The 22,478-nt window shown below is 35.4% G+C and carries 23 protein-coding genes and 1 tRNA gene; 22 read left to right on the plus strand and 2 right to left on the minus strand.

Annotated features, from left to right (window positions below; genetic code table 11):
- The first annotated feature begins 149 nt into the window (after positions 1–149).
- Both V8G56_RS12245 and V8G56_RS12250 read left to right on the plus strand, forming a co-directional pair.
- Positions 150–422, plus strand: coding sequence for an HU family DNA-binding protein (locus V8G56_RS12245; RefSeq protein ID WP_166963467.1), 273 nt, complete (start codon positions 150–152; stop codon positions 420–422).
- Positions 423–546: 124 nt separating this feature from the next.
- On the plus strand, positions 547–1,107 hold the full coding sequence (locus tag V8G56_RS12250; protein ID WP_395438742.1) for a YqgE/AlgH family protein: 561 nt from the start codon (positions 547–549) through the stop codon (positions 1,105–1,107).
- Here the strand turns inward: V8G56_RS12250 and V8G56_RS12255 are convergent.
- Positions 1,104–1,946: an aminotransferase class IV gene (locus V8G56_RS12255; RefSeq protein WP_395438743.1), complete on the minus strand. Its 843-nt coding sequence runs from the start codon at positions 1,944–1,946 to the stop codon at positions 1,104–1,106. The genes V8G56_RS12250 and V8G56_RS12255 overlap by 4 nt on opposite strands.
- Positions 1,947–2,012: 66 nt before the next feature.
- The gene (locus tag V8G56_RS12260; RefSeq protein WP_395438974.1) at positions 2,013–2,405 is read right to left on the minus strand and encodes an START-like domain-containing protein; all 393 of its coding nucleotides are present in this window, start codon (positions 2,403–2,405) and stop codon (positions 2,013–2,015) included.
- A gap of 132 nt (positions 2,406–2,537) precedes the next feature.
- Between V8G56_RS12260 and V8G56_RS12265 the strand changes: the two genes are divergently transcribed.
- The 20 genes from V8G56_RS12265 (at position 2,538) to V8G56_RS12360 (ending at position 22,433) form a co-directional block, all read left to right on the plus strand.
- Positions 2,538–2,611, plus strand: a tRNA-Met gene (locus V8G56_RS12265).
- A 56-nt stretch (positions 2,612–2,667) separates the two neighbouring features.
- A complete protein-coding gene (locus V8G56_RS12270) occupies positions 2,668–3,999 on the plus strand; it encodes a tyrosine-type recombinase/integrase (protein WP_395438744.1) in 1,332 nt (443 codons plus the stop codon).
- The gene (locus V8G56_RS12275; protein WP_395438745.1) at positions 3,983–4,663 is read left to right on the plus strand and encodes a hypothetical protein; all 681 of its coding nucleotides are present in this window, start codon (positions 3,983–3,985) and stop codon (positions 4,661–4,663) included. The genes V8G56_RS12270 and V8G56_RS12275 overlap by 17 nt, the downstream gene beginning before the upstream one ends.
- 92 nt (positions 4,664–4,755) lie before the next feature.
- Positions 4,756–5,202, plus strand: coding sequence for an RING finger protein (locus V8G56_RS12280; RefSeq protein WP_395438746.1), 447 nt, complete (start codon positions 4,756–4,758; stop codon positions 5,200–5,202).
- Positions 5,203–5,588: 386 nt separating this feature from the next.
- Positions 5,589–6,338, plus strand: coding sequence for a DUF6090 family protein (locus V8G56_RS12285; protein WP_395438747.1), 750 nt, complete (start codon positions 5,589–5,591; stop codon positions 6,336–6,338).
- A 147-nt stretch (positions 6,339–6,485) separates the two neighbouring features.
- The gene (locus tag V8G56_RS12290) at positions 6,486–7,067 is read left to right on the plus strand and encodes a hypothetical protein (protein WP_395438748.1); all 582 of its coding nucleotides are present in this window, start codon (positions 6,486–6,488) and stop codon (positions 7,065–7,067) included.
- 134 nt (positions 7,068–7,201) lie between these two features.
- On the plus strand, positions 7,202–9,373 hold the full coding sequence (locus tag V8G56_RS12295; protein ID WP_395438749.1) for a molybdopterin-containing oxidoreductase family protein: 2,172 nt from the start codon (positions 7,202–7,204) through the stop codon (positions 9,371–9,373).
- Positions 9,374–9,582: 209 nt separating this feature from the next.
- Positions 9,583–10,644, plus strand: a complete 1,062-nt coding sequence (locus V8G56_RS12300; RefSeq protein ID WP_395438750.1) for a DUF998 domain-containing protein — start codon at positions 9,583–9,585, stop codon at positions 10,642–10,644.
- 642 nt (positions 10,645–11,286) lie between these two features.
- The gene (locus V8G56_RS12305) at positions 11,287–11,769 is read left to right on the plus strand and encodes a UpxY family transcription antiterminator (RefSeq protein WP_395438751.1); all 483 of its coding nucleotides are present in this window, start codon (positions 11,287–11,289) and stop codon (positions 11,767–11,769) included.
- Positions 11,770–12,504: 735 nt separating this feature from the next.
- Positions 12,505–13,299 (plus strand): hypothetical protein, encoded by a 795-nt coding sequence (locus tag V8G56_RS12310; RefSeq protein ID WP_395438752.1) that lies wholly within the window; start codon positions 12,505–12,507, stop codon positions 13,297–13,299.
- Between the two features lie 131 nt (positions 13,300–13,430).
- Positions 13,431–14,234, plus strand: coding sequence for a porin family protein (locus V8G56_RS12315; RefSeq protein ID WP_395438753.1), 804 nt, complete (start codon positions 13,431–13,433; stop codon positions 14,232–14,234).
- Between the two features lie 71 nt (positions 14,235–14,305).
- Positions 14,306–14,683: a GxxExxY protein gene (locus V8G56_RS12320; RefSeq protein ID WP_395438754.1), complete on the plus strand. Its 378-nt coding sequence runs from the start codon at positions 14,306–14,308 to the stop codon at positions 14,681–14,683.
- Between the two features lie 57 nt (positions 14,684–14,740).
- Complete coding sequence (locus V8G56_RS12325) at positions 14,741–15,010, plus strand: hypothetical protein (RefSeq protein ID WP_395438755.1); 270 nt, start codon at positions 14,741–14,743, stop codon at positions 15,008–15,010.
- A 97-nt stretch (positions 15,011–15,107) separates the two neighbouring features.
- A complete protein-coding gene (gene gmd / locus V8G56_RS12330) occupies positions 15,108–16,226 on the plus strand; it encodes a GDP-mannose 4,6-dehydratase (RefSeq protein ID WP_395438756.1) in 1,119 nt (372 codons plus the stop codon).
- Positions 16,227–16,296: 70 nt separating this feature from the next.
- Complete coding sequence (locus tag V8G56_RS12335) at positions 16,297–16,581, plus strand: GIY-YIG nuclease family protein (protein WP_395438757.1); 285 nt, start codon at positions 16,297–16,299, stop codon at positions 16,579–16,581.
- Between the two features lie 196 nt (positions 16,582–16,777).
- Complete coding sequence (locus tag V8G56_RS12340) at positions 16,778–17,836, plus strand: GDP-L-fucose synthase family protein (protein ID WP_395438758.1); 1,059 nt, start codon at positions 16,778–16,780, stop codon at positions 17,834–17,836.
- Between the two features lie 25 nt (positions 17,837–17,861).
- Complete coding sequence (locus tag V8G56_RS12345) at positions 17,862–18,743, plus strand: FkbM family methyltransferase (protein ID WP_395438759.1); 882 nt, start codon at positions 17,862–17,864, stop codon at positions 18,741–18,743.
- Between the two features lie 278 nt (positions 18,744–19,021).
- Positions 19,022–20,401, plus strand: a complete 1,380-nt coding sequence (locus V8G56_RS12350) for a lipopolysaccharide biosynthesis protein (protein WP_395438760.1) — start codon at positions 19,022–19,024, stop codon at positions 20,399–20,401.
- Positions 20,402–20,422: 21 nt separating this feature from the next.
- On the plus strand, positions 20,423–21,721 hold the full coding sequence (locus tag V8G56_RS12355) for a hypothetical protein (RefSeq protein WP_395438761.1): 1,299 nt from the start codon (positions 20,423–20,425) through the stop codon (positions 21,719–21,721).
- Entirely contained in the window at positions 21,714–22,433 is a 720-nt protein-coding gene (locus V8G56_RS12360; protein WP_395438762.1) for a glycosyltransferase, read from the plus strand. Before V8G56_RS12355 ends, V8G56_RS12360 begins: the two co-directional genes overlap by 8 nt.
- Positions 22,434–22,478: the final 45 nt, after the last annotated feature.

Here is a 22,478-nt window from a genome sequence, read left to right on the forward strand (position 1 = left end):
AGTGTCTTTATTAACAAATGTGGCAAGTTATCAACATTAGCTTGCATTTCCCTTGCTATTACTTGCGTGATTGTACAAACCGTATAAATTTGTAAAGGATTTAACAAAAATGTTTAACCAACAATTTATTAATAATTAAATTTCATATTATGAACAAAACAGATTTAATCGATGCAATGGCAGAACATGCTGGAATTACAAAAGCAGCTGCTAAAAAAGCTTTGGAATGTGCACTAATCGAAATTGAAGGCGCTTTACAAAAAGGCAACAGAGTTTCTTTAGTAGGATTTGGTTCTTGGTCAGTTTCTAAAAGAGCTGCAAGAGAAGGTAGAAACCCTCAAACTGGGCAAACTATTAAAATTAAAGCGAAAAAAGTTGTTAAGTTTAAAGCTGGTTCAGATTTATCTAGAGCAGTAAACTAATAAACTTCATTTAATATTTATAAAATGCCTTCTCATCAGAAGGCATTTTTTGTTTAAAAAGTAATCTGACTTATTGCATTTTAAATAAATATATGTTAGTTTTAATAAACAAACGCCTCTTTTTATGATAACAACAAAACCCAAGAAAGGTGATTTACTAATTGCTGAACCTGCTATTATTGGCGATATATCCTTCAATAGGTCTATAGTATTGTTAGCAGACCATAATCAAGAAGGATCCATCGGTTTTATACTTAACAAACCTCTTAATTACACCATCAATGATTTAGTTCCAGAAGTTGAGGCCACCTTTAAAGTGTATAACGGGGGGCCAGTAGAACAGGATAATTTATATTTCATTCATACCATTCCGCAATTAATTCCTAATAGTATTGAAATTTCTCTTGGTATTTTCTGGGGTGGCGACTTTAACAAAGTGGCGGAGTTGATCACCAAACAGGAAATCAAAGAAAATGATATCCGTTTTTTTCTTGGCTATTCAGGCTGGAAATCGAATCAGTTAGAGACCGAACTTAAATCAAGTTCATGGGTGGTGACTGAGAACATATACAAGAAAACCATCATAGAAAAAGATTATGAATCTTTTTGGAAAGAAAAGATGCTGGAATTTGGTGGGGAATACAGTATCTGGTCCAATGCGCCTGAAAACCCAAATTACAACTAATTCAAACGCATTTTAACATTTAACTTTTGTAATATCAGTTTGGCGGTATTATTAGTAAAACTCTTTTTCCTGTATTTTGTAATGGGTTGTATGCCTGTAATCACATTAGTAACCCAAAGTTCATCGGCCTTTTGAAGTTCAAAAGGTGAAATGGAAGTCTCCAGAATTTCATATTCAGAAAGTGTCTTTAAAATTTCAATAATTTGTTGACGCATGACGCCTTTTAAACAACCGTCTGCTAATGGTGGCGTTTTTATAAGATTTCCTTTTACTAAAAACAGGTTCCCATTCAGAGCTTCTACTACCTGCTTATCTGTATTCAGTAATAAACAGTTTTGAAGCTTGTTTTCTTCTGAAAAAATACTCCCAACCACATGAATGGCCTTGTTATTTGTTTTTAAAGTAGATAATAAATTGGGGGCGATATAAAAATCCTTAAACAGATCAACTTCATAAGCTCCTTCTTTTATAAGATAGAAATCATCTTCTAATTTTTTACATGAAATCACAAAACTGATGTCATTAGTAGTGGGTAAATATAAACCACCCTCATTTCTGTAAACCAATAACTTGACCCTTGAAGAGGCATCTTGAAGCTTATTAGCCAGCAGCAACTCTTGAATGTGATCCTCAAGAAATTGCATGGTAAAATTCATGGGGATTTCCATACGCATAATACGCATGGAAGCCATCAGTCTGAAATAATGATCTTCCCAAAACAACAACTTCCCATAAGAAGTTTTTATCGTTTCAAAAAGGGCGTCTCCATAGTTAAGGCCCCTGTTATTTATTGATAATAAGGTATTATTATCAACTATCTGTCCATTAAAATTAATCATAAAAAAAGTCCAAAAGCCCGGTAAAGGGTCATTTGGACAAATATAAATTAAAGTCTCCTATTTTCTTTAAGAAGAACCTAAAACTTGTTTTAAACTGGAGATTTGATTTTCCCATAACATTTTAGCTTCCTCAACTTCGTCTTCATCAGCGAAATCTACAATCATTAAAGAAACATCCTTGGTGATTTCATCCACCTGAATTCTGAGTTCAAAGAAAGTCGATAACTCATCTTCTTCATCCGCCAGCCATCTGAATTTAATGCGCTCTCCGCTTTTTTTACTTAATAATTTTGCACTCTCTTCACTGTCATCCCATATAAATGTAAATAACTCGCCACGTGAGTTTACATTATCTGAAAACCACTCAGATAAACCAGAAGGGGTAGATATATATTGGTATAATAACTGAGGTGATGCATGTATAGGGAATTCTATTTCAAATTTCACTTTATCGTCCATAAGTAACATAAAATATTTTGTTGCTCAATATATACATAAATTGATAAGTTTAACAATAAAAATTAATAATATTTTGCACAAGTTATGTTTGTTGACAATAATATTGTTTTTATATTTGCAGCCTTCAATTATGGCGAGGTAGCTCAGCTGGTTAGAGCGTCGGATTCATAACCCGGAGGTCGCGGGATCGTGCCCCGCTCTCGCTACAAATGTTAATTGATTCAAAAACAAACGGTTTAGTTCACTCTAAACCGTTTTTTTTATGGCTACCTTTAATGAATTAATTTTGCTTGAACACGAAAGTGAACACGATTTAGAACACGATTTGGCACACAAAAAAGAGTTTTCAGATCCAAAAATTTACACCGCCAATGGCAATTTGTCCAAACGATGGTATGTTTATTATTCCTTTAGACACCCAGAAACCGGCAAGCTAAAGCGCATGAAAAATATTTATGGCGCCGTGAATACCTACAAGACTAAAGAGGACAGGCTGTCCTTATTAACAGGATACCGCAGACGCTTGCTAAAACTCCTAAAGGATGGTTACAACCCATACCACAATAATACCGCCTTGTATCAGTCCACATTACCTGAAAACAATCTAAAAGCTAAAGCAACAGAATCAAAACAAACGGATCCACAAACAGAAAACAGGCCTGTTTTTGAGGCACCAGACAACTCTGGACCATCACTTAGAGAAGCGTTTGATTATAGTTTACAGTTAAAAGACAAAACCGTTAATGAACGCACCTTAAAAGATTACCTATATTCTTCGAACGCGCTTGTTAAATGGGTCAAAAACAATAGACCAGAGATTCAATCCATACAGCAATTAAATAAAAAAGTGGCTATGGATTTTTTAAATGATAAATTATTGAAAACAAGCTCTAGAAATAGAAACAATATCCGTTTAAATCTCAGCAGTCTCATGCAAACATTAGTGGACAATGAAATTATTTTATCCAATCCTATGGGCAAAATTCGGGCCCTGAGAACGATTCCTCAAAGAAATAAATGCTATACAAAAGACACCCAGGAAAAAATATTTGAATATCTCAAAATGCAAGATCCTGTACTATTATTATATATCAAGTTTATCTCCTATGTGTTTGTAAGACCAATAGAAGCTTGCAGGCTCAAAGTTAAGGATCTGGATTTTACCAATAATACCTTTGAGTTTAAGGCTAAAAACAAGTCTTCAAAGACAAAGATCATCCCAAGAATCCTCTTGGAGTCATTACCAGATCTCACAGCATCCCATCCTGACTCCTGGTTATTTACACCTGGAAAAATTGGAGGAACATGGGATACCCAGGAAGAAAATAAACGAAACTATTTTACAAAACGATTTAAACAAGTAGTAAAGGAGCCTTTTAATTTAGGACCTGACTATGGCCTTTATAGCTTTAAACATACCTACACAACCATATTATATAGAGCTTTGTTAGAGAAGTCTTCACCATATGCCGCTAAAAGTGAACTAATGGAGATCACAGGACACAGCACCATGGAAGCCCTAGAAAAATACCTGAGAGACATTGATGCTTATTTGCCGGATGATTATTCCTATCTCTATGAAAATGAAGACTGACACTTTTGAAATAATACGCGATAATTTAACCAGAAAGTATATTTTTTACATTCCGGAAGTGGCCCATGCACATTTAGAAAATTCCATTTTTAAGGGTTCCGTCCCCATGGAAATTTGTAATACCATAGCCTATTTCAATCTTAACCGAGACCTGTCTACAAATATTAAGGTTATCACGACCCTCGACATGCTTGGAAAAGAGGAAATACTTAAAAAAAACCAATTTATTCTTTTTGAATCCAGAACAAATAGTGACGATGATTACTTTAAAGTTTTATTAAATGACTATATGCGGCAGTTAGAGGCCCACGCATTTGTTACCACGTGGATGCATCGAAATATTGAGCAAGTATTTAAATCGATAGACGAAAAAACCCTAACCCTCTTTAAACTTCAAGCAGTATATTTTGAAAATCATTATCAAGAGGTGTATAATCATTTTAAAATTCAAAAACATAGTCCCTCAAATACTAATAAAAATATTATAAAAGCATTAAAAGAGTCTTTATCAAAATCAGCTATAGAATTAATGAAGCCTCCCCTTTTTAATAATGCACCACGCAACGCACAGACAACCACAACCCTTAAAAAGAAAAAAAGCCTTATGAGTGATGAAGACATTGATCGTTTTTTATTGACCACCGTTTTTAATATAAAACTATAATGACGCTTTTTTTATGCTATTTGCTTGGATAATGCTGATTAAATCGTTAATTTAGCGTAAAACAAACGTTTGTTTTATGCTAAATTATTAAAATGAAATATTACACCTGTAAATATTGTTTTAACGAATTTGAACCAAAACGAAGACGTGTTCAAATATATTGTAGCAACACCTGCCGCGCGAAGGCCTATCATGCGAGAAAAACTGGTAGCACACAATTAGCAAAAACTTTACATCCCGATAGTGGTGCTTTGGTGCCTGATTTAATAACACCACCATCAAAAACAAAAATAGAATCTGTGAGCATTGCTGGTGTAGGTAATGCGACTATTGGTGCCCTTGCGGCAAGTGGCATAAAATCTGTTTTTACACATCCAGATAACAAAGCAGCCACAAAAGGGGACTTAAAGGACTTAGCAATGACCTTTACAAGAAGATATCATTTGGTAAATAATCTCCCAAGAAGGGACACTGATGGCGCTCTAGCTTATTTTGACATGGCAACCAAAGAGATCAAATACTCCATTTACCCCTTGTAAAACATTACATTCTAAAAACATACCCTAGAAATAATTATATATCCCTAGGAGCGTAATTGCTTTATCCTCTTGCCCCCTATTTCCTTAACTTTCACCAAGTCAAATACGCGGTACTTTAGCTAAAAATTGTAAGATGCTGCCTCACGCTCGCTACTAATTTTCATTCATTTCTATCTTTTGTATAGGATCTGTCTTTAGAAAAGATTTTTTTCAATCCAAAAATACAAACACCCCCTGATGATATAAAAATAATTATTAGTTTAGTGCTTGATCACCGTTTAGTGTTGTTTTGATAGCTTCTGTTTTCCTCAGGGAAATCCTCAAATACAAAAGGGCACTATTCTGTTATATAAACCTGATGAATCATTATGACCAAGCACTAACCAATGATCACAATCTTTAGAAAAATACGCCAAGGGTTACTGACTGAAAACAAATTCAGCAAGTATCTCATCTATGCCATCGGAGAAATTATACTTGTAGTTATCGGAATTTTGATAGCGCTCCAAATTAATAATTGGAACGAAACACAAAAAAATAAGCAACAGGAACTCATTATTCTAGAAAATATTCTTCAAGACTTAAAAAATGACAAAGTTGGTTTAAATAACATCATTGAGAGAAGAACAAGTAAGGCTGCCTCAGCAGAAATAATGCTCAGCTATTACAATGGCGTAAAAATAAAAAAGCTATCTGATTATTATTTCCATTGGACCAATGTCCTTTATTGGGAAGCTCATAACCCCAGAAATGTAGCATTTAAAGAATTGGTCAATTCGGGGAATGTGTCCATAATCAAGAATGCAGAAATTAGAAACTCCCTTCTTGAAATTAATGCTTCTTATGACGAATTATTCATAGTGAGACAGCACATGTATGATGATTATACGCTTTATTTATACAGTCCTTATTCTGACATTATAAATTATGAAGACGGCATTAAAGTGTGGTCTAATCCCAATACAGACATAGAATTATCCGAAGAAGATGTTGCTGTTGCTTTGAAAAATAAGGCCATAAAGAATGGATTTACCCTGGCATCTTTTAATAATAATTTACTAAAAGACCAACTGATCCAAATTTTGAAAAATGTGGAATTGACCATTGCTTTAACTGAAAAAGAAATTCAAAAATAACGAAAGCAACACAAGAACTTTTATCCCTTGTTTACAAATAAGCTAAACCAAAAAATATTATCTTTATATAGCTATGATCCCTTTGTGTAACAGGCCTAAAGGAACAGTGATTTTGTTCTTACATTGTAATTTTATTATGAAGTAGAAATGACCAGTCTAACAAGAACTTCAAGTTCGGAAAAATCGAACATCGAACACATAGAGATAAAAATATGGCTGGACTCTTATGATGAAATGTTTTCTGACTTTGACCCAAGAACCTATACCAAACGTACTGTATCAGACGATTTCATTTTACAGGTTAGAAAAGTTGCTAAGGACCAATTTCGAAAAAAAATGAGCCTTAAACTTTTGCTGCCAGAATCTGCAAGAAATGAGCAAAACGAACAAATCATTTCTGAACGCTTACATGATTACTTCAAGATCAACAATGAACAGCTTATTGAAGAAAAAAGAAAAGCCAATCGCAAGGGGTCTTTGCTAATAACAGCCGGTATATTATTGATGCTCGGGGCCAGTTATATCTCATACCTGAAGTCTGAATCATTTTATAGTCAGGTGCTGCTTATCCTGTTTGAAGCTGCCGGATGGTTTATGCTTTGGATGGGGTTCGATCAATTAGTATATTACTCTGGAAGAACCTTAAAAGAGTTTAATTTCTACGCCTATATGGCCAAAGCCGAAATTAAATTTGGATCTTATAGTGAGGAATCAAACCTGCTTGTTTAACTAACAAAAACAGGTTCATTATATTTTTAAAAAATTGAAAACACTCATGATTTACAAAAATTTGTAAAAATAATTCTAAATTAGGTACTTAAAACACGTAACATCGAATAGACATTATCCATTTACTTCTAAATATGAATTCACAAAAGAAAAAAGGTATCGATCGCAGAGAATTTATTGAACTAGGTGTTAAAACTGCTGTAGGGGTCGGACTTACTTCTTTACCTCTCATTTCTGTAAGTTGCCTGAGTGTTTCAAATACCAAAACGGTGCACGGGGCTTGCTATCATGATTGTCCTGATAGGTGCAGCTGGAAAGTTACCACGGTTGATAACAAGGTGACGGCATTTGAGGCCAGTCAAAATAATCCATATACTGCGGGAAAATTATGTGACAAAATGCTCAACTTTCCCAATGATGTAACCTTTAACCCTGATCGCATATTAACACCCTTAAAAAGAACTGGTGATAAAGGGAAGGGTGAATTTGTAAAAATAAGCTGGGAACAAGCCATCAGTGAAGTCTCGACAAAACTGAAAGCAATCATAAATACAAAAGGTGGTGAGGCTATATTACCTTATAGTTTTGGAGGTAATCAAGGCATGATTCAGGGTGATGCCATTTCTAATCGCTTCTTCGCTCAAATTGGTGCCAGCCAGTTAGAGAGAACCATCTGTGGAAGTGCAGCAGTAGCTGGTTTACTGGCCGTCAACGGACAAACTACCGGGGTGTTGCCAGAAGATATTGTTCACAGCCGATATATTATTCTTTGGGGCACTAATCCAATTCTTTCAAACCAACATCTCTGGCCTTTTATAAAAAAGGCCCAAAGCAGCGGCGCTACTATTGTGACGGTGGATCCTTTTCGTTCTCTGACTGCGGAAGCATCCGACTGGCATATTCAGCCAAGACCAGGCACGGATACGGCCCTTGCCCTTGGGTTAATGCATGTGATATTAGCAGAGAACCTGCATGATCAGGATTATATTGATAAGTATACCGTTGGTATTGAAGAGCTTAAAGAACACGTACAGAAATATGATCCTGATTATGTTTCTCAGATCACTGGTTTGGAACAGGAAACAATAATAGCCTTGGCCCAAGCCTATGCTCAAAGTAAACCCTCACTGATTCGGATACTCATCGGTATGGAACATCAGGTGAATGGTGCCAGCGCTTTTAGAGCTGTGGCCATGTTACCGGCACTAACTGGTGCCTGGCGGCATTTTGGAGGCGGCTTGATGCACTTTACCTACGAACCTTTTGGAGAAGCGCTCAACTGGAACAGTGTGGCACTTCCCCAATCCTTGGCAAATCCAAAAACACGATCCATCAATATGATAGAATTAGGGAAAGCTCTCAATAATAAGGAGCTCAATCCTGGCATAGATGCGCTATTTGTGTTTAACTCAAACCCGGCGAATACCACACCAAATCAAAACCTGGTCCTTAAAGGATTGGAAAGAACTGATCTGTTGACCATCGTATCAGAGCATTTCATGACTGACACCGCACGGTATGCAGATTATATTTTCCCGGCAACCACTGTTCTTGAAAACTGGGATATACTGGATTCCTGGGGAACTACTTATCTCAACATCAATGAACCGGCCATTGCCCCTTTAGGAGAATCCAAACCCAATTCAGAACTCTTCAGGCTTCTTGCCCGAGAGATGGGCTTTAATGAGCCCTATTTCCAGGAATCAGATATCGACATGGTGAAGAAAACATTGGAAAGCGATCATGGCTATTTGAAAGGCATCACTTTTGAGTCCCTACGACAAAATGGGGGACAAAAGCTACATCTCCCCAATCAATGGATGCCGCATGCAGAAGGGCATTTCAAAACAGCATCCGGGAAGTGTCACTTTTATAATGCGAATGTAGAACCCCCTATTCCAGATTATATACCAGTAGTCTATAATAAAAGAGAAAAGGAACAATACCCCTTGCATTTATTAACTATCAAAACCCCCAAACATTTCTTAAACAGCAGTCATGCAAATGTCCCCACCCTTATTGAGAAAGAAGGCAAGCCCTATTTAGAGATCAATGCACTTGATGCCTCCGCAAGGAACATTAAAGATGGCGATGAACTCAAAGTATTTAACCAGCGTGGCAATGTATACCTCAATGCAAGAATCAGTGATAGGGTTCAACAAGGGATCGTTTGTATGCCACAGGGATTTTGGTCTTCATTTTATAAAGGGGGCTCTTCCGCTAATGCCCTGACTAATGATCTGCTAACAGATATGGGCCGAGGAGGCGCCATACAAGAAGCCAAAGTTCAAATAGTAAAGGTCTAAAATAACCAACTACAATGGATATGGTTTATAAGTTTCGTTTCGGCATTCTTAACCATATACTAACTGTTATGGGTATTGCTAGACCACGGTGCTCACTTGAAACATTTAAAGCAGGACATTTTTATCAAATGAATTGTTGACCAATATCATTTCATTTCTTTAGATAGTTCCTTTATTTTATGGACTGTTAAACAAGAATATATTGCAGCATGGAAAAACAACATGCACAAAAGATAGTTACTCGATCTGGATGGCAACGGGTCATATTACTTATTGTTCTTGGTTACGAGGCGGCTGGTTGTTTGCTTGGCGGAACCCTCCTTATTGGGGCACCCAACGGCAGCTATATGGACATGCCCGTTGACATCATGCATGGCGTCTTTAGTGATTTTCTCATTCCCGGAATCCTCCTCGTTGGATTGGGAATTCTCAACCTGTTTGCTTTTCTGGCGGTGCTTCGGAAAAGCAGCTCAGACTGGTTCTTATCAGTACTTGCCTTAGGAGGGCTGTATATCTGGTTTGTGGTCGAAATTATTATTTTGAATGAACTGCACTGGCTTCACGCCATGTGGGGACTTCCGGTTTTACTTGGATGGGTGATGGTCATTCCGTTAATTGCGTCCCGACATGACACAGCGATGATGAGAAACACCTTGTTGCTCTGTGGCATCCTGTCGTCTTTATGGTATGTTGCGATAAATATTTTCGTTCCCATGCTATATGATGGATACAGTATGGCTTCCCTAACGGTTAGTGAATTGTCCGCCATAGGGGCTCCGACACGGATCTTATGGGTATTGCTATCTTTTTTGTATCCTCTGCTGTTAGCTGCCTTTGGATGGGGTGTGTTCCAATCAAGGGAAGGTAATCGTGCGCTGCGTATAGTTGGAAGTGTCATCATTTTTTACTGTATCATGAATTTCTACTGGCCACCGATGCACCAGCGAGACGTTCTCGCAGCGGGCGAAGGCACACTCACTGATATCTTGCATATCGTTTGGGCCATGATGACACTTATCCTTATGATGGTGATTATGGGATATGGAGCCGCAGCATTAGAAAAGGCATTCCGTCTTTTTACGATTGCTACTTTTGTGATCTTTATTGTATTTGGGGTTTTGATCGGCGTGGAAGCGCCAGATATCCGGACAAATCTGCCAACACCTCACATAGGTATTTGGGAGCGTATCAACATTGGCGCATTCATGTTCTGGGTGATCGTGTTTGCCATTGTTCTCATACGCAGGAAAAATATACCAGATTCTATTTAGGTTTGTTGCGGGAATAGCACCAACTGGCGATACGGACCTAAAAAAAAGTCTTTTTTTTTACAATTAGTAAATTCCGGAAACCTCGAAAACATCAGTAATGAAATGCTTCAAAATAGACTTTCTTCTAGGCTCGCCGCTTGAGATGCATGCAACAATAAAGCAGCATTTTTCTAAATTGAAATATCATCATTACATGGACACGCAAATCAAAGCAAACCAGATTGAGAATTTAAGCTGTCAATTAAGCAATATTTCTTTAATATTTGTTAACTAAATTGTTCATAATTCGTGCAATAATTACCGTCAAAACACCCTAATAAATTTTGATTTGTAGTAATTTTCCCGAGGAATTAAAATAGCTACGATTACAGCTCTATTCCCTCTATTTAAGCTTAAAAATCTTAAATATCTGGGACTGGTAACGGCGAAGCCGTGGGAAAGTGTTACAATTTTCTCTTCAAAAAACGATATGAGATTGTAATTGGTATGATGTAAACATTTAATTAGTGTGCTATCATTCTTGTAAAAGGGGTCTTTTTTTATGGTCATCGTAATTTGGAGCAAATACGGGTTACCGTAAAGATCCTTATTGAAAATATTGCAATTTTGGCTAATGTTTTTGTTGCATTGAAAAGATAAACCATGTCAGAGACTGAAAATTGGTATGTATTATACACAAAACCAAATAGAGAGAAAAAAGTTTTATCGCAGTTACTAAATCTTGACATGACCGTATACTGCCCAATGGTGACGACCATGCGTCAATGGTCAGACCGGAAGAAAAAAATAGAAGCCCCGTTAATTCCAAGAGTGATATTCATTAAATGTTCAGAACAAGACAGGAATAAGGTTTTTGAAGTGTCAGGTCCGCAGCACTATTTGTTCTGGTTAGGCAAACCTGCTATTGTACAAAACGCAGAAATTGAAACCATGCAAGCCTGGCTTCAGCAGGACATTAGTGAAGCCAATGTTATTGATTTAAAAACCGGAGACACCTATGTCATACAAAACAATGTTTTTAAAGGACAAGAAGGGGTGATTTATGAAGTGTCAAAGAATAGGGTACAGATCGTATTAAAAGAGTTAGGGATGAAGGTCACCATCACGAAAGAAAATAGAAGTTAGAACCATTTTATTATAAAAATAAGGGCTTGTAAGCGGTTAAATAATCATTTATCAAATAAGAAAAAAACCATCAAAATATTGAGGTATTACTTAAAAATACAGCTAAAAATATTGAAATTAATAAATAATGACCCAAGACCCCAGGACTGTTAAAAATGCAGATCATTATCTGTAAGTTTGTACTATATTAAAATAAAATAAATTTAAAATCAGGCATGACTTATATCATGTTTTTGTAAGAAAGGTCAGTTTATTTTTGACCCGTTAAAAATAGTAAGAACCCTTTGTAAATCTCTCTAACTGGGACTTTTAGCGGCGAAGCCGTGAAATAATAAAAATAAATTAATAGTTTTCTGGTATATATAACCTAATAGCAATTATATATATCCTATAACAATCAATTCCTCCCTAGCCTGTAATTATAAACTCATCTTAATTACCATTCAAAAGCATTTTTCCCTAAATGTGCATCTCTCAAAATTAATTGCTTAACCATTAAAACTATTTAAATTATGGAACTGATCAAAAAAATGTTACGAATTCTAATCATTGCTTTTGTTGCCGGTGTTTCTCTGGCAATGGTGAGTTACGTCATGTTTCCTTAAACCGTTTAAGATGGCTCATCACATGCTTTGAGCTAGTCAAACCTATCTGTTTTTCAAATAGAAGCGGTATACTCTTTTTGGATAGATCTTTTTTGCCAGCCAATAAATAATCCTTTAAAATGAATGTTTTATGACTAAAATTAAATTATGCACTTTTATGACGCTTGTCGTCTTCTGTTTTTCTATGTTACAAGCTCAACATGAGATGCCTGTAAACCCATTCAACCAATCTGATCATGAGGATCAGATGGATTCTAATGACATGAGTTCCATAGTGGTCCAGGAGCTTGCAACAGAAATAAGTGATAAGCATGCCATAACAACCGAATCTGTTGAAACACCCATAGAATTGCATTATTCAGGTAAATGGATGATAGGAGCCGGTATCAATATGGTAGAAGACAGTGGCAATCAACAATTGGGTAATTTTTTCACATTTAAACATAAAAATTGGGGGAATCCTTTTTATATAAATACGGAATATCTGTATAATAGCCATTTTAGTTTAGGGGCCACCCTCCTGTTCAACAAATACCAGTCAGGAAAAACAATTCAAGGTAATATCATTCAGGACGCCAGTGAACCTAATTATTTTGCCATGGATTTTTCCGCTAAATTATTTTTACGGGAAGTTTTGCATAGACATGTGTTCACACCCTATGTGATGGCCGGCACCGGATACCGTTATTTAGAGGGTTATCAGGCAAAAAATCAATCAGGAACCCTCGTTGACGTCCCAAAAACACAGGATATCACCCTGAATGCGGGCATTGGTGCTTATTACTGGATAGATAGAAGCTGGGGGATCAACTTCAGTTATATGGCAAAATTTGCCATGAAAGTAGGCGCAAATGATGCTTCAAAAACCAATCATCTGGCATCCTCTTTGGGTGTTTTTTATCGCTTTGATACCGCTCTCAGATAATGGCTATAAGCGTTTAAACTTTATATCAAACAATAATAACCACCCCTATCTATTTTTAAAAAAGGAAAATTTAAAAGCCTCATCTCTAAAATGTTTAAATTTAATTGTTGAATAAACCTATAAAATATATTATGAAGTCTACTATTAAATTAATAGCTTTCACCATGTTTGTCGCTACCTGTTTTACCGGGGTTCAGGCGCAAAATGATACGCTTGTAAAACCGGCCAAGGCCCCTGAATATGATGAACTCATGGATTCTAATTACAAAGATTCCATAGCTGCCAAATACGTTAAAACAAAAACAGTAACAGAAACCAAAAAGGAAAAGAAAAAAAATTATTCAGGGAACTGGGTTATAGGTGCCGGCATCAATGTCATTGAAGACAGTGGTGCACAAGACTTTTCTAATCTCACTGAAAGTAAATACAATCATTTTGGCAGCCCTGTTATGCTGAGTGTGGAGTATCTGACTAGTAACAAATTCAGTGTTAGTGCCACCTTCTTATTAAACAAATTCCAGTCAGGAAAAGACGTTCAAGGGCTTACCATTCAAACTGGTGAGGAACCTAATTATATGGCAGTCGATCTGGCCGCTAAACTGTTCTTTCGGAAAATTTTATATAAACATGTGTTTACACCTTATGTAACGGCCGGACCCGGATACCGATCTATAGGCAGTTATCAGGCAAAAAATGCCTCAGAGAATCTGGTGGACGTCCCTGAAACACAGGATATCACTATGAACCTGGGCTTTGGTACCTATTTCTGGTTCAATCGCAGCTGGGGACTCAACATTAATTATATGGCCAAATTCGCCCTGAAAATTGGTGATAATAATGATTATAAAACCAATCATCTGGTACCTTCTTTTGGTATTTTTTATCGCTTTGATGCCCCTAAAAATTTTAATGATCAGCCACCTGTTTTTAAATAAATTATTTAAACTACCTAGTGTCCAGATTTTAAAAAAATATAGGCACACACCACCCAACTATAAGATCAATTATGTCAAAATTAGTCCTTGAAGCCGAAACCTATAAGATTTTAGTTGCTTGCATACAAGTACATAAAAAACTGGGGAACGGGTTTTCAGAAAGCGCGTATCGCGAAGCCTTGGCAAAGGAATTGACAAACTCTGAGATCCCTTTTGAACAGTCCAAAAAACTACCGGTTTATTATGAGGGGACGCCTCTAGATAATTATTTGGTAGCTGATTTTGTGTGTTTTGATAAGATCATTTTAGAAATTAAAACATTGGTGTGTCTAAACCAAAACATCAAACAGCAAGCTCTTAAACTTTTAAAAGCTACCAATCTGGAGATAGGCTATCTGATAAATTTTGGGGAAACCAATCTCACCTGGAAACGACATATTAATACTTAAAATATCATTATTTTTACCATAAACTAATCTGTGTTCTTTAAAACATCCGTGTTATCCGTGAATCAAACAATTAAACTATCAGCCTCTCATTTAAAGCTTAGTTATAGCCTGTATTTAGAGTATTCCATTCCAAATGCAACCAGTCCAGAAGCGCAGGCGCATCGTAATAAGCACTGCATGGCTTTTAAAAACAAGCAAGCTCTTCACTATTATAACACAAACCATGTTTCTAAAGACACTTCAGGAAAATGGTGTCGTTATCAAGAAATAAACAATAAATTTTTTATCAGAAAGTTATTGATTGACAGATCCAGTATCTTACAATAAGGGCTTTGCCGTAAAAAAAATTAAAATATATCAATAATATCAAGCGCTTTATTAGACGTTCACAGTTTTAATGAGGCGCTATTAAAAATAAAGAAACATGACTACAAAAACCGCCTTTATAACAGGGATCACCGGACAGGACGGGGCTTATTTAAGTGAGTTTTTATTAAAAAAAGGCTATAAAGTACATGGGTTGAAAAGGAGATCTTCCTCTTTTAATACCGATAGAATAGATCATTTGTATCAGGATCCGCATATTGAAAACAGAAATTTCATATTGCATTATGGTGATATGACCGACAGTACCAATTTAATACGGTTGATCCAGGAAATACAGCCCGATGAAATTTACAATCTGGCCGCCATGAGTCATGTACAGGTCTCTTTTGAGATCCCTGAGTATACCGGTAATGCCGATGGACTGGGAACCTTGCGTATTTTAGATGCCGTACGCCTGTTAGGCTTAGAAAAAAAGACGAAGATCTATCAGGCTTCAACTTCTGAACTGTTTGGGAAAGTACAGGAAGTACCTCAAAGTGAAACCACGCCGTTTTACCCACGCTCCCCTTATGGTGTCGCCAAAATGTATGCCTACTGGATCACGGTCAATTACAGAGAAGCCTATAATATGTTTGCCTGTAACGGTATTTTATTTAATCATGAATCGCCAATCAGAGGAGAAACTTTTGTAACCCGTAAGATAACCAGGGCTACTGCCAGAATAGCCTTAGGCATGCAGGATAAATTTTATTTAGGCAATTTAGACGCCCAGCGCGATTGGGGCCATGCTAAAGATTATGTGCGCATGATGTGGATGATTCTCCAGGTCGATGAAGCCGAAGACTGGGTCATAGCCACTGGTAAAACAACCAGAGTTAGAGATTTTGTGCGCATGAGTTTTGCAGAAGTAGGTATTGAACTTGAATTTAAAGGCAAAGGAAGCGATGAAAAAGCCTATGTCAAAACCTGTATAGATCCAGAGTATCAGTTGCCAATTGGTAAAGAAGTATTGGCGGTAGACCCCAAATATTTCAGACCTACAGAAGTAGACCTGTTAATTGGAGACGCCACAAAGGCGAATACCAAATTAGGTTGGAAATGTCAATATGAATTGTCAGATCTAGTAAAAGACATGATGGAAAGTGATATCCAGCTTATGAAAAAAGAGCGTTACTTAAAAGATGGTGATTATAAAACAATGAATTATTTTGAGTAGGACCGAGCGTTAAGAAAATGTCTAGTAGACATTTTTAGCGATGGGGCCAGCTGGCGCGTTGGCAATTAAAATGACAGCATGGATTTATTTAATAACCAATAAACGGGACGGCGTGTTATACGCCGGAGTAACAAGTGAATTAAAACATCGTATCAAAAGCCATAAAACAAGAAAGTATAAAAACTCATTTTCAGCGCGTTATAATTTAGATAAGTTAGTTTATTTCGAGACGTTTGACAGTATCATAACAGCAAGAGAAAGAGAAAAACAAATAAAAGCAGGTTCCAGAGCTAAAAAGATACTTTTAATTGAATCGTTAAACCCTGATTGGAAAGATCTTTTTGAAACATTGTAAAAGCTTCATGAGATTGCTTCGCTATTTTGAGTGATTTTTTAGGAAGCCTCATGAGATTGCTTCGCTACGCTCGCAAATTCGTAGCTCCGAAACATGATAGTAACAAGGAATTCAGGCACCATTTAAAACAAGACTTTGCGAGGAAGCCAAAGGCGAACGTGGCAAACTTCTGATACCTAACGGAAAAGTTAACAAAATGCAAAAAAACGATAAAATATACATCGCCGGCCACCATGGCATGGTAGGCTCGGCAGTCTGGCGAGCACATGAGGCGAAAGGCTACACCAATTTGATTGGGAGAACCAGTAAGGAGCTGGATCTAAGAGACCAGAAAGCCGTTCATGATTTTATTAAAAGGGAGAAACCGTTAGCTATTGTGGATGCGGCAGCCAAAGTAGGCGGTATAATGGCTAACAGTAAGGACCAGTATGGTTTTTTAATGGAAAATTTGCAGATACAAAACAATCTCATACAAGCGGCTCATGAGTTGGGTGTTGAAAAATTTGTGTTTTTAGGAAGCTCCTGTATTTACCCAAAGCTCGCCCCACAGCCTTTAAAAGAGGAATACCTATTAACCGGCCCACTGGAACCTACCAACGAAGGCTACGCTATTGCTAAAATTACCGGTGTTAAGTTATGTGAAGCCATACGGAACCAATATAAAAAAGACTTTGTAAGTCTCATGCCTACTAACTTATACGGACCCAATGATAATTTTGATTTAAAATCATCGCACGTATTGCCCGCTATGATCAGAAAATTTCATTTAGCGAAGTGTTTAGAAGATAATAATTTTGCAGACATTCGTGCAGATTTAAACAAAAGACCTATCGAAGGTATTAATGGAAAGGCGAATGAAGAAGAAATAATAGCAATTCTTAAAAAATACGGCATCACCGAATCACCGAATCACTGCGTCACACTAAAACTATGGGGAACCGGCACACCCATGCGGGAGTTTTTACATGTGGATGACCTCGCAAAAGCCGTGGTATTTGCCATAGAAAACAGATTACCTGAACACTTATACAATGTAGGGACAGGTACTGATGTGACCATCAAACAATTGGCAGAAACCATACAAAAAGTGGTGGGGCATCAAGGCACAATCCATTGGGATAGCACAAAACCAGATGGTACCCCGCGTAAATTGTTGGAGGTGTCTAAGCTAAATAACTTGGGTTGGAAACATACCATTGATTTACAGCAAGGGATTGAGAGTACGTATGAGTGGTTTTTGAAAAAAAACAAATAATATTAACGAAAAATAACAAACACAAATGAGCTTATATAGTACGCTTAAATTTATTGCCAATCATCCATTAAATGGGAATAATAAGTTAGGTACTATCATTCGTTTTTTTAAATGGCAGATTAATACCCGATTAAATCCATATCCCATCCTTTATCAGTACACAACAAAAAGCAAACTGATAATAGAAAAGGGAATGACTGGAGCAACGGGAAATTTATATTGCGGCCTACATGAATTTAATGACATGGCATTTGTTTTACATTTTTTAAGACCAGATGATTTATTCGTAGATATTGGAGCAAATATTGGAAGCTATACAATTTTAGGAGCAGTACATGTAGGTTCTAAAACAATTTCCATTGAACCTGTTCCTTCCACGTTTTCAAAACTCTTGAATAATATCTCAATAAATAATGCACAGAATAATGTGATTGCCAAAAACATTGCCTTGGGCTCTAAGAAGGAAAATGTAGCATTTACAAAATCTCTTGACACAACTAATCATGTTGCTACCGCTTCTGATAAGGATATTATTGAAGTTAATGTTGAAACATTGGATGAACTTTTAAGTAACAATATAACACCTTCTTTAATGAAAATTGACGTTGAAGGATTCGAAACGGAAGTTATTAAAGGAGCTTTAAAAACTTTAAATAATCATAGTCTAAAAGCAATAATTATAGAGTTGAATGGCTCAGGCAAGAGATATGGCTATGACGAACTAGAAATACATAAAACATTATTGGCAAATGGTTTTATCCCATATTTATATGAACCATTTAATAGGGAAATTATAAAAATGGAAGGTTTTGGAACTCAAAATACAATATATATTAGGGACATTCAATTTGTAAATGAGCGCTTAAAAGGTGCAGAAAAAATTGAAATATTAAAACACACATTTTAATATTTGCTTATAACAAGTTTAAAATATAGAAGCCTAACCGCTATAAAACCAAGAGCTGTTATCAACTAAAACTTGATTAGCTCATAGCAGTTATTAATAAGATTTATATTGCTTGGGCTAATGCAAAACATGATGAATCAAAATTTAAATTATTTGATATCTAAACAATATGTTTTTAGCTAGGAAAGAAGAGATTAACTTACTAAAAGGATTTAAATTGACTTATAATTGGTTTTTGCAGAACTTTAAAGATGTTATAAAAAAAAATAGATACTTTAATGAAAAGCATTAAAGAACTGGTAAAGCAATATCAAGAAATAGTATTTAATTTCTTTAATAAAGGACACCAACGCACGCTGGAGGCTAAAAAAAATATTGCTGCTTCATTTTTTATAAAAGGAATAAGTATTGTTATTAACCTGGCACTGGTACCGCTTACCATAAACTATGTAAATCCATCCCAATATGGTATTTGGTTAACATTAAGCTCCATTGTTGCTTGGTTTAGTTTTTTTGACATTGGTTTTGGACATGGTCTACGAAATCGGTTTGCAGAAGCAAAAGCAAAAGGTGATTTTGAAAAGGCGAGGATTTATGTTAGTACAACCTACGCAGTTTTAGCTTTAATTTTTTTAAGCGTTTGGTTATTGTTTTTTATGGTTAACTTTTTTGTGGACTGGAGTATTATATTAAACGCACCAACTGAATTAGCACAAGAGTTATCGACTCTTGCTTTAATAGTTTTTAGTTTTTTCTGTTTACAAATTGTTTTAAAAACAATTAATACGATAATAATTGCCGACCAAAAACCTGCAAAAGCAGCATTTTTTGACATGTTGGGGCAGTTAATTGCTTTAGTAACAATCTTTATTTTAACAAAAACAACAAAAGGCTCCCTTATTTATTTAGGCTTAGGTTTAGGTTCTGCCCCAATTATAATGTTAATGGTTTCATCACTCATATTTTATTCCAAAAGTTATAAATATTTTGCTCCTTCATTAAAATATGTAAAATTTTCTCATGCAAAAGATATTATGAAACTTGGTTTCAATTTTTTCTTTATTCAAATTGCCGTTATTATTATTTATCAAACCAACAATTTAATAATAACGCAAACTGGTTCACCTGAAGATGTAACTATTTTTAATATTGCCTATAAGTATTTAAGTATTGCTCTTATGGGCTTCTCAATTATTTTAGGTCCATTTTGGTCGGCATTTACTGAGGCATACACTAAGAAGGATTATTTATGGATGAAGACAACATTAAAAAATTTAAAAAATATTTCCTATTTAGCAGTGTTTGGAGTTATTATTTTGGTTTTGTTTTCCAAATACATATATCAGCTCTGGATAGGTGATACAATAATAATACCTTTACATGTAACAATTGTAGTTGGTTTTTATATAATATTATTAATTGTTGTAGCTCTTTATACACAGATTTTGAATGGAATTGGAAAGATTAAAATACAGCTACTATCCTATTCTATAGCGACTATTTTTCATATTCCATTGGCAATATTTTTAGGAAATAAATGGGGTATTATAGGAGTAATTTTATCAGCCTCGTTTTTTTATTTTATTATTTCAATTTACACGATGAAGCAAGTTAATCTTATTGTGCGCAATAAGGCTAAAGGAATATGGATTAAATAATTTGAATTATTATTTAAATAAATGAAATTTACTAACAAACAAATCCTGGCTTTTATTTTTGGACTTGGAGCAACCATTACAATTCGCATTGTTGGTATTTTTGCTATCAGTGACGCAATAGCTATTCTGTTTTTGCCTTTTATTTTTGGGAAAAAGAGGATGTTTGCTGATAAACATTTTCGTAATGTTATTATTTTATTGCTGCTTTGGATGTTTTCGGCAATTATTTCAGATTTTTATAATGATACAGAACAGATTGATTCTTTGAAGGGGGTTTTCGGAATTATTCCTTTTTTTGCATGTTTGGTATTTGCTTATTGGTTATTAAAAAACAATTTTAGATTAATGGAACCTTTTCTTTGGGGTTATGCAATATCGTTTACAGTAAGTGCAGGATTTGGTTTGGATGCATTTTACCAGGAACAAATAGCTCGGAAGGGAATGGAATCTATATCCTCTTTAGGGTATTATAATAAAATTATAATATGGATAATAAGTAGTTTTATTTCAGGGGCTTTTGCAATAAGTTATTTTAAGAAATATCCGTACTTGGTAACCTTGGTATTATTTGTATTTTCCTTCATTACCTTGCTAGAAGGCTCAAGAAGTACCTTTCTTATTTTTTTTATTGCTTCGCTCACATTGTTCTATATTTTAAAGATTACCAAAGAATTACCCTGGAATGGTTTTTTATGGCAAGAACGATTAGGTAGAAAAATTCCAAAGTTTATTTTATTTGCATCAGTTCTGGTTTTCGCAGGGAAAAATATTTATGAGTATGGTGTGACTAAAGGGTATATGGGAGATGATGAACTTCAAAAATACAAAATGCAAGCTATTTCTAAAATCGGATTACTTTCAGGTCGAGGAGAATTCGTTTCTGCAGTTTTGGCAATAAAAGATGCCCCAATATTGGGACATGGGTCCTACGCTAAAGATAAAAATAAATATGGTTATTCGGCTGCAGTTTTAACAGGTCAAGATGATTTTAGTATAAATTGGAATTTTACTCGTGGGGATGATATTCAAATACCATCACACTCTCATTTATGGTCTGCATGGGTATTTAATGGGGTTATGGGTGCAGTATTTTGGTTTTATATTTTATTTGGTATCCTTCTGAAATTTATTAGAAAAAGGTTATTCTCTTACCCAAAATATTTAGCATATGTACTACTAGGTATTTTTTCTTTAGGCTGGAATATATTATTTAGCCCATTTTCCCAAAAACCTATGTTAGCCATGGCTATAGTATTTTTTATTATGTTATTGCGCAAAGAGAGCATAATTCTAGAAAGAATAAAAAAAATAAATGATTAGCATAATTACTCCCGTATTCAATGGTGCTCAATTTATTCGTAAAAATATCGAGTGTGTCAGGCAGCTTTCATTTCCCTTTGAGCATATCATTGTTGATGGCGGTTCTACTGACGGAACGTTAGAAATTATTCAGGAATATCCCTCACTACAGTTATTACATCAAACAGAAAAATCTGGCATGTATGGAGCAATTGACATGGGTTTTAAACAGGCAATAGGTGAATACATTTGCTGGATTAATTGCGACGATATTATATATCCACGGGAATACGAAAAATTTTGTTTGTGGACAGAACGAAATAATCTGGACTTCGCCAGTTCTAATGGAATTTTTAATTACGTTAAAGAAAATAGAAAAGTGCAGGTACGAAGCACAAAATATTTAAAGTGTTTTCTAAAAAAAGGATTTTTCCCATTTAGCCAACCCAGTGTTATTTATCGAAAAAAATTATATGAAAACTCAGGAGGTTTGGATTTTAAAAATTTTAAAATTGCTGGTGATATGGATCTTTTTTACCGCATGGCTACTATAAAAGAAGCAAAATTTGGGTTTAAAAATTTATACACATCCGAATTTTTAAAATACGGTGACTCACTTGGTGATAATAACGGCCAATTGGGAAAAAATGAGAGAAAGAATATAGGTTATATTCCTAGAGTAACTTGGTTTAATCGTGTTTTTTTAAAATTAGTTAGAATATTGCATATCTAAATTTCTATGTGGATTAAAATAAATGAATTAAGGCGGTTTTTAAGG

Source organism: Gaetbulibacter aquiaggeris (genome assembly GCF_044003965.1).
GTDB classification, from domain to species: domain Bacteria; phylum Bacteroidota; class Bacteroidia; order Flavobacteriales; family Flavobacteriaceae; genus Yeosuana; species Yeosuana aquiaggeris.

Coding starts and splice junctions, on each gene's coding strand:
- V8G56_RS12290 (WP_395438748.1), top strand. CDS start 6,486: ATGACCAGTCTAACAAGAACTTCAAGTTCGGAAAAATCGAACATCGAA.
- V8G56_RS12310 (WP_395438752.1), top strand. CDS start 12,505: ATGACTAAAATTAAATTATGCACTTTTATGACGCTTGTCGTCTTCTGT.
- V8G56_RS12345 (WP_395438759.1), top strand. CDS start 17,862: ATGAGCTTATATAGTACGCTTAAATTTATTGCCAATCATCCATTAAAT.
- V8G56_RS12315 (WP_395438753.1), top strand. CDS start 13,431: ATGAAGTCTACTATTAAATTAATAGCTTTCACCATGTTTGTCGCTACC.
- gmd (WP_395438756.1), top strand. CDS start 15,108: ATGACTACAAAAACCGCCTTTATAACAGGGATCACCGGACAGGACGGG.
- V8G56_RS12355 (WP_395438761.1), top strand. CDS start 20,423: ATGAAATTTACTAACAAACAAATCCTGGCTTTTATTTTTGGACTTGGA.
- V8G56_RS12250 (WP_395438742.1), top strand. CDS start 547: ATGATAACAACAAAACCCAAGAAAGGTGATTTACTAATTGCTGAACCT.
- V8G56_RS12270 (WP_395438744.1), top strand. CDS start 2,668: ATGGCTACCTTTAATGAATTAATTTTGCTTGAACACGAAAGTGAACAC.
- V8G56_RS12255 (WP_395438743.1), bottom strand. CDS start 1,946: ATGATTAATTTTAATGGACAGATAGTTGATAATAATACCTTATTATCA.
- V8G56_RS12280 (WP_395438746.1), top strand. CDS start 4,756: ATGAAATATTACACCTGTAAATATTGTTTTAACGAATTTGAACCAAAA.
- V8G56_RS12295 (WP_395438749.1), top strand. CDS start 7,202: ATGAATTCACAAAAGAAAAAAGGTATCGATCGCAGAGAATTTATTGAA.
- V8G56_RS12335 (WP_395438757.1), top strand. CDS start 16,297: ATGACAGCATGGATTTATTTAATAACCAATAAACGGGACGGCGTGTTA.
- V8G56_RS12260 (WP_395438974.1), bottom strand. CDS start 2,405: ATGGACGATAAAGTGAAATTTGAAATAGAATTCCCTATACATGCATCA.
- V8G56_RS12275 (WP_395438745.1), top strand. CDS start 3,983: ATGAAAATGAAGACTGACACTTTTGAAATAATACGCGATAATTTAACC.
- V8G56_RS12305 (WP_395438751.1), top strand. CDS start 11,287: ATGTCAGAGACTGAAAATTGGTATGTATTATACACAAAACCAAATAGA.
- V8G56_RS12300 (WP_395438750.1), top strand. CDS start 9,583: ATGGAAAAACAACATGCACAAAAGATAGTTACTCGATCTGGATGGCAA.
- V8G56_RS12285 (WP_395438747.1), top strand. CDS start 5,589: ATGATCACAATCTTTAGAAAAATACGCCAAGGGTTACTGACTGAAAAC.
- V8G56_RS12340 (WP_395438758.1), top strand. CDS start 16,778: ATGCAAAAAAACGATAAAATATACATCGCCGGCCACCATGGCATGGTA.
- V8G56_RS12245 (WP_166963467.1), top strand. CDS start 150: ATGAACAAAACAGATTTAATCGATGCAATGGCAGAACATGCTGGAATT.
- V8G56_RS12320 (WP_395438754.1), top strand. CDS start 14,306: ATGTCAAAATTAGTCCTTGAAGCCGAAACCTATAAGATTTTAGTTGCT.
- V8G56_RS12360 (WP_395438762.1), top strand. CDS start 21,714: ATGATTAGCATAATTACTCCCGTATTCAATGGTGCTCAATTTATTCGT.
- V8G56_RS12350 (WP_395438760.1), top strand. CDS start 19,022: ATGAAAAGCATTAAAGAACTGGTAAAGCAATATCAAGAAATAGTATTT.